At 68.2% G+C, this 14,163-nt stretch carries 13 protein-coding genes; 7 read left to right on the forward strand and 6 right to left on the reverse strand.

Going from position 1 to position 14,163, the window contains the following annotated elements:
• Positions 1 to 94 precede the first annotated feature (94 nt).
• Positions 95 to 934 carry an enoyl-CoA hydratase/isomerase family protein gene (locus tag KB201_RS19650; RefSeq protein ID WP_058252114.1) on the reverse strand — a complete coding sequence of 280 codons (840 nt, stop codon included), beginning with the start codon at positions 932 to 934 and terminating at the stop codon, positions 95 to 97.
• Positions 935 to 1,041: 107 nt separating this feature from the next.
• The gene (gene rpmB / locus KB201_RS19655; protein ID WP_004023092.1) at positions 1,042 to 1,233 is read right to left on the reverse strand and encodes a 50S ribosomal protein L28; all 192 of its coding nucleotides are present in this window, start codon (positions 1,231 to 1,233) and stop codon (positions 1,042 to 1,044) included.
• A gap of 281 nt (positions 1,234 to 1,514) precedes the next feature.
• Here rpmB and KB201_RS19660 point away from each other — a divergent pair, with 281 nt between their 5' ends.
• The 3 genes from KB201_RS19660 (at position 1,515) to KB201_RS19670 (ending at position 6,300) form a co-directional block, all read left to right on the forward strand.
• The gene (locus tag KB201_RS19660) at positions 1,515 to 3,164 is read left to right on the forward strand and encodes a DAK2 domain-containing protein (protein ID WP_058252113.1); all 1,650 of its coding nucleotides are present in this window, start codon (positions 1,515 to 1,517) and stop codon (positions 3,162 to 3,164) included.
• A complete protein-coding gene (gene recG, locus KB201_RS19665; protein WP_058252112.1) occupies positions 3,161 to 5,407 on the forward strand; it encodes an ATP-dependent DNA helicase RecG in 2,247 nt (748 codons plus the stop codon). The genes KB201_RS19660 and recG overlap by 4 nt, the downstream gene beginning before the upstream one ends.
• Positions 5,408 to 5,532: 125 nt before the next feature.
• Positions 5,533 to 6,300 (forward strand): HNH endonuclease family protein, encoded by a 768-nt coding sequence (locus KB201_RS19670; RefSeq protein ID WP_374193958.1) that lies wholly within the window; start codon positions 5,533 to 5,535, stop codon positions 6,298 to 6,300.
• 18 nt (positions 6,301 to 6,318) lie between these two features.
• Here the strand turns inward: KB201_RS19670 and KB201_RS19675 are convergent, their stop codons facing one another.
• From KB201_RS19675 to KB201_RS19690, 4 genes are read right to left on the reverse strand one after another with little or no spacing between them, the layout of a single operon-like run.
• Positions 6,319 to 6,684, reverse strand: coding sequence for a multidrug efflux SMR transporter (locus KB201_RS19675; RefSeq protein ID WP_249146091.1), 366 nt, complete (start codon positions 6,682 to 6,684; stop codon positions 6,319 to 6,321).
• A gap of 48 nt (positions 6,685 to 6,732) precedes the next feature.
• Positions 6,733 to 7,338: a DsbA family protein gene (locus KB201_RS19680; protein ID WP_058252110.1), complete on the reverse strand. Its 606-nt coding sequence runs from the start codon at positions 7,336 to 7,338 to the stop codon at positions 6,733 to 6,735.
• Positions 7,339 to 7,375: 37 nt separating this feature from the next.
• Entirely contained in the window at positions 7,376 to 7,780 is a 405-nt protein-coding gene (locus tag KB201_RS19685) for a DUF302 domain-containing protein (RefSeq protein WP_058252109.1), read from the reverse strand.
• A 53-nt stretch (positions 7,781 to 7,833) separates the two neighbouring features.
• Positions 7,834 to 9,996 (reverse strand): MMPL family transporter, encoded by a 2,163-nt coding sequence (locus KB201_RS19690; protein ID WP_058252108.1) that lies wholly within the window; start codon positions 9,994 to 9,996, stop codon positions 7,834 to 7,836.
• 127 nt (positions 9,997 to 10,123) lie between these two features.
• On the opposite strand from KB201_RS19690, the gene KB201_RS19695 reads away from it, so the two are divergent.
• The 4 genes from KB201_RS19695 (at position 10,124) to KB201_RS19710 (ending at position 14,156) form a co-directional block, all read left to right on the forward strand.
• Entirely contained in the window at positions 10,124 to 10,414 is a 291-nt protein-coding gene (locus tag KB201_RS19695; protein WP_197414683.1) for a metal-sensitive transcriptional regulator, read from the forward strand.
• 105 nt (positions 10,415 to 10,519) lie between these two features.
• A complete protein-coding gene (locus tag KB201_RS19700) occupies positions 10,520 to 11,818 on the forward strand; it encodes a glutamate-5-semialdehyde dehydrogenase (RefSeq protein WP_058252189.1) in 1,299 nt (432 codons plus the stop codon).
• Complete coding sequence (locus tag KB201_RS19705; RefSeq protein WP_175401209.1) at positions 11,818 to 12,762, forward strand: MoxR family ATPase; 945 nt, start codon at positions 11,818 to 11,820, stop codon at positions 12,760 to 12,762. The genes KB201_RS19700 and KB201_RS19705 overlap by 1 nt, the downstream gene beginning before the upstream one ends.
• Complete coding sequence (locus KB201_RS19710; RefSeq protein WP_058252106.1) at positions 12,762 to 14,156, forward strand: VWA domain-containing protein; 1,395 nt, start codon at positions 12,762 to 12,764, stop codon at positions 14,154 to 14,156. The genes KB201_RS19705 and KB201_RS19710 overlap by 1 nt, the downstream gene beginning before the upstream one ends.
• The last annotated feature ends 7 nt before the right edge of the window (positions 14,157 to 14,163 follow it).

Here is a 14,163-nt window from a genome sequence, read left to right on the forward strand (position 1 = left end):
GAAGGGCTCCGCAACCTGTCTCACCAGGCCCTTCGTGGCTCGTCGCTGGCGCTCCTCGCACCTCAGGGAGCAATGGTCATGTCGTTCTTTCGGATCAGGGGGCGGTGGTGGCGCGGCCCCGGGTGAAGTCCGGCGCGCGCTTGCCGACGAAGGCGTCGACTCCCTCGATGCCCTCGGGCAGTCCGGACCGTTCGGAGATGGAGCGGGCTTCGAGGGCGAGGTGCTCGACCAGCGTGGTGTCGGCGGAGACGGACAACAGATGCTTGGTCATCGCGTCGGCGTCACGGGGACCCGACGCGATGGCCTCGGCGGACGTGCGCGCGGCGGAATCGACCTCGTCGTCGGCGACGATCTCCGACAGCAGCCCCCACTGCTGGGCCTCGTCGGCGCTGATGACGCGGTCGGTCAAGATGATCTGGCGTGCCCGGGCAGCGCCGACAGCGCGGGGGAGGGTCCAGGTGAGACCCCCGTCGGGGGTGAGACCGATACCGCGGTAGGCGGGCCGCAGCCGGGTCGACGGACCACCGACGGCGACGTCGGCGTGCAACACCAGCGACATGCCCGCGCCGGCGGCCCAGCCCTTCGCGGCGACGACGACGGGGCGGTCCGCCTCGTACAGGGCGCCGACGAGCTGATGGAAGTTGTCGGCGATCTCGCGCAGATAGGTCGGGCGGTCGTCCGCACCGGCGAAGGCGCGGACGTTGCCGCCGGCGCAGAAGTTCTTGCCCAGCCCGACGAGCAGGACCGCCCCCACGTCACGCTGTCCACGCGCGACCTCGCGCAGTGCCTGGGTTCCCGCGGCGAGGGCGGCGTCGTCGAGCGAGTTGCCCGCACCTGTCGTCGAGACCGCGATGGTGAGGACGCCGTTGCGCTCGTGCACCAGAGCGTCGGAGGCGTCTACGGCAGCGGGGGTGGTGGGGTTCGATGAGGCCATGCGCGAAACCCTATCGCGCACACACCAAAGACCCGATGCCGGGGAGCTTGCGCTCATGGCATCGGGTCTCGTGCTCTCGAACTCCCACCCGCGGACGGGCGAGGAGGTCAGACAGCTGCGGTCTTGCCGGCCTTCAGGCAGGAGGTGCAGACGTTCTTGCGCTTGCGGTTGCCGGGGGCGACCTCCACGCGAACGGACTGGATGTTCGGGTTCCAGCGGCGGTTGGTACGGCGGTGCGAGTGAGACACCGACTTGCCGAAGCCCGGGCCCTTGCCGCAAATATCGCAGACGGCAGCCATCGTCGAACTCCCTTGGTAGATGATCATGGTCTGGTGGTCAGCCGCTCGGATCGATCGGCACCACCGGTGGGTGTGCGCGCTCGAGGCGAAAGGCAACCCTGCAAGGATAACCAGGTCGTGGTGGCGTGACCAAATCCGAGCCGATCCGCCACCCGGTCCCGCTCGGTCGCGCCGCACGGTCGGACACCCCGAGTAACCTTGCCCACAACCTCATCAGCCGGTCACGTTGCGCGCGAGAGCACAGTACGTCGCGCGCCGCGTCTGCGAGAAAGAGCCACCGTGTGATCGCCCGCACCGTCAACCCGCAGTTGCTGCGCGATTGGGCCCGAGTCTCGGTCGAACAGCTCGAGTCGCTGCGCGGCGAGATCAACGACCTCAACGTGTTCCCGATCCCCGATTCGGACACCGGGAGCAACATGCTCTTCACGATGCGGGCCGCGGCCGAGGCGGTCGAGAAGGCGCCGCCCGACGCGTCGCTGCCCGAGGTCGCCCGCGCGATGGCCGACGGCGCGGTGGCGCAGGCGCGGGGCAACTCGGGGATCATCCTCTCGCAGGTGCTGGTCGGACTCGCGGACGGTGCGGAGATCCTGGGCGACACCGACGCCCTGACCTTCGCCGAGTTGTCGACGCTGGGTCTGCGTCTCGGTTCGCTCGCGGCGACCCGTGCGGTGAGCGAACCGCGCGAGGGTACGGTCCTCACGCTGGTGCGGGTCGCCGCCGAATCGGCCGCGGCGCACGAGCACGAGTCCCCGGCCGACCAGGTGCGCGCCGTCGCCGACGACTGCGCCGAAGCGCTCGAACGCACCCCGGAACAGCTGTCGGTGCTCGCGAACGCGGGCGTGGTGGACGCGGGCGGGCGTGGCTTCCTCGCGATCGTGGACGCCATGGTCAAGGTCATCACCGGCGTCTCGCACCGCCGCCGGCGTTACCGGGGCATCCTCACCGACAGCACCACACTGGGTCACGGACCGGACGACAGCTGCCTCGACGGGAGCGACCAGGATTTCGAGGTCATGTACCTCCTCGACGGCGCGGCCGGTGAGCAGATCGCCGAACTGCGCGAACGTCTGGACGAACTCGGCGACGCGGTGGTGATCGTCGGCGACAGTTCCAGCGGTGAGGGCGAACGCTTCTCGGTACACGTTCACACCTGCCACCCGGGTGCGGCGGTCGAGGCCGGCGCGGGCATCGGGCAGCTCTCGGATGTCCGGATCACCTGCTTCGCGCTCGATGCCATTCGCACACAGGCGGATTCGGCTGAGCCGCCGCCTCGGCACAAACGGGCCGTGGTGGTCGTCGTGTCCGGTGACGGCGCGGCCGAACTGTTCGGCGAGGCCGGTGCGGTCGTGCTGCGCGCCGACGACGGACTCTCCGCCCACGAGCTGGGCCGCGCGATCCGCGACACCGACAGCGCGCACGTCGTCGTCATGGCCAACGGCGCATTGACATCGCAGGATCTCGTCACGGTCGCCACCGAGGTGCGGTCCACCCAGCGTTCGGTCCTGATGCTGCCGACGTCGTCGATGACCCAGTGCCTCGCCGCTCTCGCCGTGCACGATCCGAGCGAGGTCCCCGACGTCGACGCCTACGCGATGGCCGAGGCCGCCGCCGGGGCACGCTGGGGATCGCTGCAGTCGGCAACCACGAGGATGATGACGCTGGCGGGGATGAGCGAGGTCGGTGACGTGCTGGGGCTGATCGGCGACGACGTGCTCGTCGTGGCGCCGGATCAGACGTCGGCGTGCACCGCCCTCGTCGACCTCATGCTCTCCACCGGAGGCGAGCTCGTCACGGTGCTCGCCGGGGTCGAGGTCGACGAGGCCGCCCTCGAGGCCGTCGAGGAGCAGATGCGGCGCAGCTACCCCGGCATCGAATTGGCGGTGTACCGCACCGGACAGCGCACCGATCTCGTCCAGGTGGGTGTGGAGTGACCGAACTGGCACTGTCGGATTCGCTGTCCGACGTCCTGGGGACCAAGCCCGCCGAACAGCTCGCCACCGTCGGCGTGCACACGGTCGGGGAGCTGTTGCGGTACACGCCCCGCCGGTACATCCGACGCGGCCACGTGGTCGACCAGGAGCGGCCCGAACCGGGTGAGTGGCTGACGATCGTCGGACGGATCACCAAGTCCGATCTCATCAAGATGAGGAGCCGCAAAGGGTCGTTCCTCAAGGTGAAGGTCACCGACGACAACGACGTCTACGAGGCCAGCTTCTTCAACGCCCACCGCCTCAAGGGGCTGTTCCGACCCGGTGCACGGGTGATGATGGCCGGCGCGGTCAAGTACTTCCGCGACCAGATCCAGTTGTCGCATCCGGAATGGATGATCCTTCCCGACGGCGATCCGGAGATCGAGGACGTCGTCGGTTCCAAGATGCTGACCGAGATGTACGCGATCGAGGAGCAGATCACCGGAGAGCGCGGCGATCACCCCCTGGTCACCATGTTCGACCGCGACATCCTGCCGATGTACCCGGCCAACAAGAACATTCAGACCTGGGACATCCTCGGCGCGGTCCGTCGGGTCCTGAGTGAGAGCGCGCCGATTCCCGACGCACTCACCGAAGCCGAACGCCGCGCGCGGGGTCTCGTCAGCACCGACGAGGCGATCCGCAAGATCCACCTGCCCGATGCCGAGGACGACGTGAAGGTCGCCGCCCATCGGCTGAAGTTCGATGAGGCGCTGGCCATCCAGACCGTGCTGGCGCAGCGCCGGCTGGCGGGGCGGAGCGAGTCGGCGCCACCGTGTCCACGCGTGCCCGGCGGTCTCGAGGACAAGTTGCGTGACCGACTCCCGTTCACCCTGACCAACGGTCAGGTCGAGGTGGGGGAGGAGCTCGCCGAGGATCTGGCCCGCGCGCAGCCGATGTCGCGGCTGTTACAGGGCGAGGTCGGGTCCGGGAAGACACTCGTGTCGTTGCTGGCAATGCTGCGGGTCGTCGACAACGGGTACCAGTGTGCCATCCTGGCCCCGACGGAAGTGCTTGCCGCACAGCACTACCGGACGATGAAGACGATGCTGGGCGACCTCGCCGAGGCGGGCGAACTGACCGCGGCCGACGGCGCGACGCGCCTCGCGCTGCTGACGGGTTCGATGAAGACCAAGGGCCGGCGCGAGACGCTCCTCGACGTGGTGACGGGCCAGGCCGGGATCGTGATCGGGACCCACGCGCTCCTCGAGGACAAGGTCGAGTTCTTCGACCTCGGACTCGTCGTGATCGACGAACAGCACCGCTTCGGCGTGGAGCAGCGAGATGTGTTGCGCGGCAAGGGTCGCGACGGACGGATACCGCATTTCCTCGTGATGACCGCGACGCCGATCCCGCGGACCGTCGCCATGACCGCCTTCGGTGACCTCGAGACCTCGGTCCTCCGGGAGCTGCCGCGCGGCCGGCAGCCGATCACCACGTCGGTGGTGCCCACCGGGAAATCCTCATGGGTCGACCGGGTGTGGTCGCGCGCCAACGAGGAGATCGACGCCGGCCGTCAAGTCTATGTCGTGTGCTCGCGCATCGGCGACGGGCCCGAACCCGAGCCCGACGACAACGAGGAGAAGGGCCCGCGGACGACCTCGGTCCTCGAGCAGTACGAGGCCCTCGTCGCCGGCCCGTTCGCGCACCGACGCGTGGAGCTCCTGCACGGCCGCCTACCCGCCGACGAGAAGAACGCCGTCATGGATGCTTTCGGTCGGGGCGAGGTGGACGTGCTGGTGTCCACCACCGTCATCGAGGTGGGTGTCGACGTGCCCAATGCGACCACGATGGTCATCGTCGATGCCGATCGGTTCGGCGTGAGCCAGCTGCATCAGTTGCGCGGTCGTGTGGGACGCGGGCGGCATGCGGGTCTGTGCCTGTTGATGACGAATGCCCGGGACGGCTCGCCGTCGATGGACCGCCTCCGCGCCGTGGCCGGTTCGAACGACGGATTCGAGCTCGCGCGAGTCGATCTCGAGCAACGGCGGGAGGGTGATCTGCTCGGGTCCCTACAGTCGGGCGTCAACACGTCGTTGCGGTTCCTGTCCCTGCTCGATGACGTCGAGGTCATCGAGGACGCCCGCGATCTCGCGGAAGACGTGGTGAGCGAGGACATCACGCTGCTCGAACACCGGCCGCTCGCCGACCTCGTCGACGGAATCCTCGTCCCGAACAAGATCGCGTACCTCGACAAGTCCTGACCGGCTCGGCCCGAGGCCAGTTGTCGCGTGTCGGTGCGCCTGGCGCCACGTTCTGCGACATCGGTACCCGGCCGATCGACACACGGAACCAGAAGGTCGCCGTGTGCGTCTGAGAATGCATGGTGATGCGTTCGCCGACGCTGCGACGACTCCGCATGCGGATCCGATGGATGCGCTGGACGCCGCGGGACTCGCCGTCCTGGTCGCCACGGCAGTGGGCGGTGCTCGTCGCCGCGGTCGTCACAGCAGTGGTGGTCGCCGTCGGCGTCGACGCCTTTCGGGCCGGTCCCGACACCGACCCGAGGATTCGGGCGATGGCGGGGCAGGCGGCGTCGCTGCTCGCCTCGATCCCGATCAGTGCGGGGCGTACCGACCGACAGGATTACGACCGGTCCGCGTTCGGCACCGCGTGGTCGGACGCCGCGTCCGTACCCGGAGGCGGCAACGGATGCGACACCCGTAACGACGTGCTCGCCCGGGATCTGCGCGACATCCGAGCCGGCCCGACGTCGAGTTGTCCGCGTGCCGTACTGGCGGGCGAACTGCGGAGCCCGTACACCGGCGACTTCGTGGTCTTCCGGCGCGATCGGAGCGCGTCGGCGGTGCAGATCGACCACATCGTGCCGTTGTCGTACGCCTGGGACATGGGAGCGTGGGCGTGGCCGCCCGACCGGCGGTTGGACTTCGCGAACGATCCCGCCAATCTCGTTGCCGTCGACGGGCGTTCGAACCAGGACAAGAGCGACTCCGAACCCGCGCGCTGGATGCCGCCGGTCCGGGGATTCTGGTGCCAGTATGCGATACAGTTCGTGACCGTCACGGCTGCATACAGATTGACGGTCGACGAGCCCTCCCGACGCGTCCTGTCGGAGGCGCTGCGGTGTGCGGACTGACGACCATGCGCCGCCGCGTCAATGCGCGCCCGCGCCCTCCGAGTTGTGCAACAGGTTCAGTCCGACGACACCCGTGAGGATGAGGAAGATGCATCCGAGCCGAGCGAGGCCGGCCGGTTCTCGCAGGAACAGGATTCCGTAGATCGCGGTACCGACCGCGCCGATCCCCACCCAGACCGCGTAGGCCGTGCCCAGGGGGATCGAGCGGATCGCGTAGGCGACACCGGCCATGCTCACGATCACCCCGATGATGAACAGGGCCGTCCACATCGGACGTGTGAAGGTGTTCGACTTCTCCAGAGCTGCCATGTAGATGATCTCGACCAGACCCGCGGTCACCAGGAGAAGCCACGCCACTTCCCGATCGCTCCCGTCTTCGGACATCTGTACGGCGTCACAGTAGGCGGGAGACGGGCGGGATGCGCGCCGAGATCAGTCCGAGAACGACGGAGGTCCTCCCGCCGGCCGCTTCACCTGTGCGAATGCCGAGACGCCCGCGAGCGTCACCAGAGACGAGAAAAGTGCGTCCGCTTCGTCACCGGTCGGGATGTCGGAGAGGACGGGACCGAAGAAATGGTTGCCGTCGATCCCGGTGATGGGGCTCCCGCCGGCCTCGCCCAGAGCATGCTGGCCGCGTTGATGCGACGCGCGCAGGGCGTCGTCGAACGACTCGTCGTCCATGGCCTCGGCCAGGCCGGCGGGGAGGCCGGTGTCGACGAGGATCTCCGACACCGCCGCGGGCGTCATCTCGTCGCCCGCATGGTGGAGCCGTCGGCCGATCGCCGAATAGAGGGGTTCGAGCGAATCGGTCCCGGACTCGTCGACGGCCGCCATCAACACACGTCCGAGTCGCCGCGAGGTGTCGAGTTGCTGCCGCTGCTCGTCGGAATCCGGCTCCTGGTCCTCATTCAGGATGGCCAGACTCATCACGTGCCAGTCGACGGAGGCATCGTGTGCCTGAGCCCGATCGATGAGCCATCGCGATGCGGCCCAGGCGAAGGGGCACACGGGGTCGAAGTAGAAATCGAAGTGGGTCATGAGAACTCCGGTGGTCTCGGACGAATGTGCAAGGGGTTCAGGACTGTGCGGTCAGGGAATCGATCGCGGCGCGCAACTTCACCGCGGCATCACGTGCGACCGGTTCGAGGTCCGGTTCGCCCGAGACCTGGACCATGAGATCGGGGTTCATCGCCTCGACCAGCGTGTGGTCGGGGTTCCCCGGGTCGGAGCGAACGACGACGTTGCACGGCAACAGCAACCCGATCTGCCGCTGGACGCCGAGCGCCCGATGCGCCAGCGGCGGATTGCACGCGCCGAGTATCAGGTACGGCTCCATGTCCTCGTCGAGTTTCGTCTTGAGCGTCGCCTGGACGTCGATCTCGGTGAGGATGCCGAATCCCTGATCGGCGAGCGCGGCTCTGGTCCGTTCGACCGCCTCCGGGAAGGGGTGCGGCAGCGTGGTGGTCAGTGCGAGTGACATCGTGTGTCCTTTCTTGTCGGCCCTCAAGGGGCGTGTACCCGATTCGGGTGAGGTCAATGCTTGAAGCTGATCGACGGGAGGATCCGGCGCAACCAGGATGGTGTCCACCACGCCGCCCGGCCGGTGATGCGTAGCAGCGCCGGCAGGAGGGTGAGGCGGATCAGGACGGCGTCGAGCAGGACTGCCACACCCAGGATGATCCCCATCTCCTTCGGAGGGAGTGGTTGGGCCAGGGCGAAGGTGAAGAAGACGGCGACCATGACCGCAGCTGCGGCGAAGATGATCCGCCCGGAGTGGGCCATGCCGTCGACCTGCGCGGTCGATGGATCCCCGGAGCGTTCGTAGTGTTCTTTGGCGGTGGCGAGGAGGAACACGGTGTAGTCCATCGCGATCGCGAAGATCATGGCGAAGAAGAACACGGGGGCCCAGCCGTCGAGAAATCCCTGAGGTGTGAAGCCCAGCAGGTCTGCCAGGTGCCCGTCCTGGAAGATCAGCTTCGCGACGCCGAACGCCGCGGCGGTGGACAGCAGGCTCACCACAGTGCCGATGAGTGCGATCAGCGGCGCTTGGAGTGACACCAGCAGCAGGACGAAACCGAGGACGAGAATGACGGCGACGACCAGCGGGAAGTAGTCGTTCAGAGCGTGCTGCAGGTCGAGGTTCTCGGTGGGCGCGCCGCCGACGAGAGCGCCGTCGGGCAATGCGTCACGCAGGTCGTCGACGATTGTGGCCATCTGGCCGGCGGACGGGTCGACGGTCGGAAGAGCCTGCATGAGAACGAGGCCCGAGTCGTCCGCGGCCGGCGTCGCGGGAGTGACCATGGTGATCCCCGGGGACTGCGCCGCGACCGCGGCGGCCTGCTGCGCCTCGTCGGCGGGTGCGACGATCTGCAGCATCCCCGGTGCGCCCTCGCCCATCTGCGACTGCACGAGTTCATAGCCCTGGCGGACGGGCGCGTCGGCCGGGACGACGCCGATGGAGGGCATAGCGACCTTCAACCCGACGACCGGGATCGCGAGCGCGACGAGAACAACCAGGGAGCCGGTGGCGACAGCCCACGGATGGCGCTGCAGGAAGCCGCCCCAGCGTGCGAACACCGGCGATCGGTGCTGCTGGCGGCGCGCGTACGGCAGCGAGACCGCGTTGATCCGGCCACCCAGGGCGCCCAGCGCGGCGGGTAGGAGAGTGAGGGTTGCCGCGAGGACGAAGGCCACCGCGAGCATGATGCCCACCGCCATCGTGCGCACCGCCGGTGCCGGAACCAGCAGCACGGCCGACAGGCTCACCAGAACCGTGATGCCGGACAGCAACACCGCCTTGCCTGCGGTGTCCATCGTCTGCGCCACCGCCGCGCGCATGTCGTCGCCGTGCTCCCGGACCGAGTCGCGGAACCGCGACACCAGGAACAGTGCGTAGTCGATGCCCAGCGCCAGCGCGAACATCATCGCGAAGTTCATGGCCCACACCGAGATCGGGGTGACCTGGTTCAACAACACCAGGCCGCCCGCGGATGCGACGAGACCGGCGATGGTCAGCAACAATGGGAGACCGGCCGCGACGAGCGACCCGAAGGCGAGCACCATGATCGTCAGCGTGACCGGCCATGAGAACAGCTCGGCCTTGATCATCGCGTCGTGATTGGCCTCGTTGAAGTCGCTCCACAGGGCCGAGGCACCCGTCGGGTACACCTCGATCCCGTTTCCGGACAGGGCGATCAACGCGTCCTTGTGCTCATCGACAGCGCGCACCATCTCGTCGGTGTCGGCGGCCGCGCCCACTATGACGATCCCGGTGTGGCCGTCCGGGCTGATCGACGTGCCGGGCTGTGGCGGGACGACCTGGGCGAACCGGCTGTCCGTCCCCGCCAGTGCAGCGATCTCGCCGACCACCTCTCGAATCGCGGGACCGTCGACCGTGTCGCGCTCGGAGTGGACGACCACATGGACCGCTGCCGACGAGTTCCCGCCGAAATGTTGCTGAGCCAGCTCGCGGACCTGCACGGACTCCGACCCGTCGGCCTGCCAGCCCGCGCCCGCGAGTGCGGAAAACACCGACGGCGCCGCGGCTCCCAGGACGAGCAGGACGAGGAGCCACACGCCGAACACCCAGCGGGCGTGCGCGGCCATGGCCGCACCCCACCGGCCGAGGCCCCCGGGCGGGGAGCCCGCGGGGTCGGTAGTGGTCGCCTCGTCGGACAGAGGTGTGATCGGCGCCATGGATTTCCTTTCGTATATACCCCTGGGGGTATCCGCCTGGCGGCTAACATACCCATGGGGGTATCTTGACGTCAAGAATTCAGCACCCAACCGGACGTCGGTGGTGCACGACAGCGAGGAGGCCTCGATGGCCGATGACAAGAGGCCCCACGTGGCCGTCGGCGACGATGCGATGAGTGCCGTCCTCAACCGTCTACGCCGAGCGCAGGGGCAGCTCGCCGGCGTGATCGCGATGATCGAGGCCGGGCGTGACTGCAAGGATGTGGTCACCCAGCTCGCCGCGGTGTCCCGCGCGCTCGACCGCGCCGGCTTCAAGATCGTGGCCTCGGGAATGCGGCAGTGCATCGAGACCGTTGACGGTGAGCAACCGCCGTTGACCGAGGCAGAGCTGGAGAAACTCTTCCTCGCACTCGCCTGAGGCGCCGACCGTGGATCTCGTTGGGGACTCCGAAACTGCGGCGTTACTCTGAGAACGGCACTGTCCGGGCGGTTGCGCCCGGAACCACCGAAGTCGAGGATGTTGATGAGCGCACCCACCGCAGAGCAGTCCGTCGCCGAAGGCGGCTCCGGCGCCGAGAAGTCCGACACCGAGAAGGTCGTTCTCGGGCTTGCCCGTGCCGCCAAGTCGGCGTCCCGCTCGCTGAGCGGTCTGACGACCGCGGGCAAGAACGAGGTCCTGCTCGCCGCGGCCGACGCCATCGAGGCGGCCACCGACACCATCCTCGCCGCGAACGCCGAGGACATCGCACGTGCCGAGGCGGCCGACATCGAGGTGAGCCTGCTCGACCGGCTGCGGCTCGACGCGTCGCGCGTGGCCGGTATCGCCAACGGTCTGCGGCAGGTCGCCGTGCTCCCCGACCCGATCGGTGAGGTGGTTGCGGGGAAGACCCTCCCCAACGGGCTGCAGCTGCGTCAGCTGCGCGTGCCCCTGGGGGTCGTGGGCATCGTGTACGAAGCGCGCCCCAACGTCACCGTTGATGCGTTCGGGATCTCCTTCAAGTCCGGGAACGCGGTGCTGCTGCGTGGCTCGTCGTCGGCCGCGTCGTCGAACGCCGAACTCGTGCGCGTGCTGCGGGAGACCCTGTCGGCCAAGGGGGTCAGCGCGGATGCGGTGTCGCTGCTGCCCAGCGACGATCGGTCCAGCGTGACCGCGCTCATCCGGGCGCGCGGACTCGTGGACGTGGTCATCCCCCGTGGCGGCGCGGGCCTCATCGAGGCCGTGGTGTCGAATGCGACGGTCCCGACGATCGAGACCGGCGTCGGCAACTGCCACGTCTACGTCCACGCACTCGCCGACCTCGATGTCGCGGCGCGTGTCATCCTCAACTCCAAGACCCGCCGGCCGAGTGTCTGCAACACCGCGGAGACCGTGCTCATCGACAAGGCTGTCGCGGCCGACGCGCTGCCGCGGATCACCTCGGTGCTGCAGACCCAGGGCGTGGTCATCCACGGCGACGAGCCGGGTATGGAGCCGGCCACCGAGGACGACTGGTCCATGGAATACCTGTCGATGGACATCGCGATGAAGGTGGTCGACGGGCTCGACGCCGCGGTCGCCCACATCGACACCTACGGAACCGGCCACACGGAGGCGATCATCACCACCGACCTGGCGGCCGCCGACGAGTTCACCCGGCGCGTGGATGCCGCCGCCGTCATGGTCAACGCATCGACCGCCTTCACCGACGGCGAGCAGTTCGGCTTCGGCGCCGAGATCGGCATCTCCACCCAGAAGCTCCATGCCCGCGGCCCGATGGGTCTGCCGGAACTGACCTCGACCAAATGGGTGGTCTGGGGCAACGGCCACGTGCGGCCCGCCTGATGAGCGCGACGACCCCGGACGCGGGGACCGCGGGATACACCGGCTCGGGCCCGGCCGTCGTGCCGTCGTTCGAGGGTGTCGACGACGTCGTCGGTCGCCTTCGCGCGACGGGTTACCTCGCCGACGACGCGACCGCGACCTCGACCTTCCTGGCCGACCGTCTCGGCAAGCCGTTGCTGGTCGAGGGGCCGGCGGGTGTCGGCAAGACCGAACTCGCCCGGTCCATCGCGGCGGCCACGGATGCCGAACTCATCCGCCTGCAGTGCTACGAGGGCATCGACGAGGCCCGCGCGCTGTACGAGTGGAATCACGCCAAGCAGATCCTGCACATCCAGGCGACGGGGGACCGCGCGTGGGATGAGGCCAAGGCCGACATCTTCTCCGACGAGTTCCTCCTGCCGCGGCCGCTGCTCAAGGCGATCTCGCGCGAGGGTGCCACCGTGCTCCTCATCGACGAGGTCGACAAGGCCGACGTCGACATGGAGGGTCTGCTGCTGGAAGTGCTCAGCGATTTCGCGATCACCATCCCGGAGATGGGAACCGTTGCCGCTCAGCGTCGTCCGATCGTCTTGCTGACATCGAACGCGACCCGTGAACTGTCCGAGGCACTCAAGCGTCGTTGTCTGTACCTCTACATCGACTTCCCGGATGCCGAGCGCGAGAAGGAGATCCTCGCGTCGCGGGTGCCGAACCTGTCGGATTCGCTCAGCGCCGAGCTGGTGCGGATCGTCGGTGTCCTACGCACACTCGACATCCGCAAGAAACCGTCGGTGGCCGAGACGATCGACTGGGCGAACACGCTGTTGGCGCTGGGAGCCGGGGAGAAGGCCACGGCGAAGAGCGGTGGCGGATTCGACGACGGGCTCATCGCACGGACTCTCGGTGTCGTGCTGAAGCACCGGCCGGACCTCAAGACGGCTCTCAAAGAACTCAAGCTGGGCTGATGACGGCTCCGCTCGTCGCGCACCTCACCGATTTCGTCGACGAGTTGCGTCGTCGCGGGATCGTGGTCGGGCCGTCGGCGCTGATCGATGCGGCGAGTGCGATGGAGGTCCTCGACCTCCTCGAACGCCCCCATCTACGCGAGGGGCTCGCGACGACACTGCTCGTCGATCACGCCCATCGCGGTGTGTTCGACCGGGTCTTCGACCTGTGGTTCCCGGTCGGCGCCGGAATGCGCACCGTGACCGAGGATCTTCCGCGCACCCCCGACGGCGAGCTCGATGTCGAGGCGGTCCGGGACGCGCTGGCGGAGATGCTCGCCGACGACGCGTCGGCGAACGACGGCCGGCTCGACCAGGCCATCGCGATGATCGTCGACGAGTTGGGGCGGTACGGATCGACTCGGGGCGAGGCGTTCTCGGCCTATCAGGCCATCACCGCGGTGAGTCCGCAGACACTGATCGCGAAGATCGCGGCGGCCATGGCCGGTGATGGCGATGGGGACGGCGGCCGGGCCGGTACGGAACCGCTCTACCGGCAGGCGGCGCGCCAGAAGGCCAACGATCTGCGTGCGGCGATCGAGCGAGAGACCCAGCGGCGCATGGCCGACCGCAACGGCCGCCAGAAGGTCGGCGCCTACGCGGTGCCCCCGCTACCCGAGAACGTCAACTTCCTGTCGGCGGGTGCCAAAGAACAGGTGGAGATTCGCAAGACCATCGAGCCACTGGCGAGGTTGCTGGCCGCGAAGCTCGAGACGAGGCGACGGCGCGCTCACCGCGGCGCGGTCGACGTCCGGAAGACGCTGCGCGCCTCGATGTCCACCGGTGGGGTGCCCATCGAACTCAGTCACCGCAAGCCGCGACCGGGGCGGCCCGAACTCATCATCATCTGCGACGTGTCGGGGTCGGTGGCCGGGTTCAGTCAGTTCACGTTGCGCTTGGTGTATGCACTGCGGCAACAGTTCTCGAAGGTGCGGGTGTTCGCCTTCGTCGACACCGTCGACGAGGTGACCGACTACTTCGACCACGGCGAAGAGGATTTCGGTGCGGCGATGCACCACATGATCTCCGCCGCGCGGATCTCCACCCGCGACGGTCACTCGGACTACGGCAACATGCTGGCCGGGTTCGTCGCCGACTACGGCGATTCGCTGACCCACCGGGGTGCGTTGCTGATCCTCGGGGACGGGCGGAACAACTATCACGATCCGCACGCCGACGCGCTCGCCGAACTGGTGGAACGGGCCCGGCACGCCTACTGGCTCAACCCGGAGGCCAAGCAGCACTGGGGCACGGGTGACTCGGTCGCGACCGATTACGCGGACGTGATCGACATGTTCGAATGCCGGAACGCCACACAACTGGGCACGGTCATCGCCGACCTCCTGCCGATCTGACCAGCGC

It is taken from the genome of Gordonia sp. SCSIO 19800 (assembly GCF_018132775.1).
GTDB classification, from domain to species: Bacteria; Actinomycetota; Actinomycetes; order Mycobacteriales; family Mycobacteriaceae; genus Gordonia; species Gordonia hongkongensis.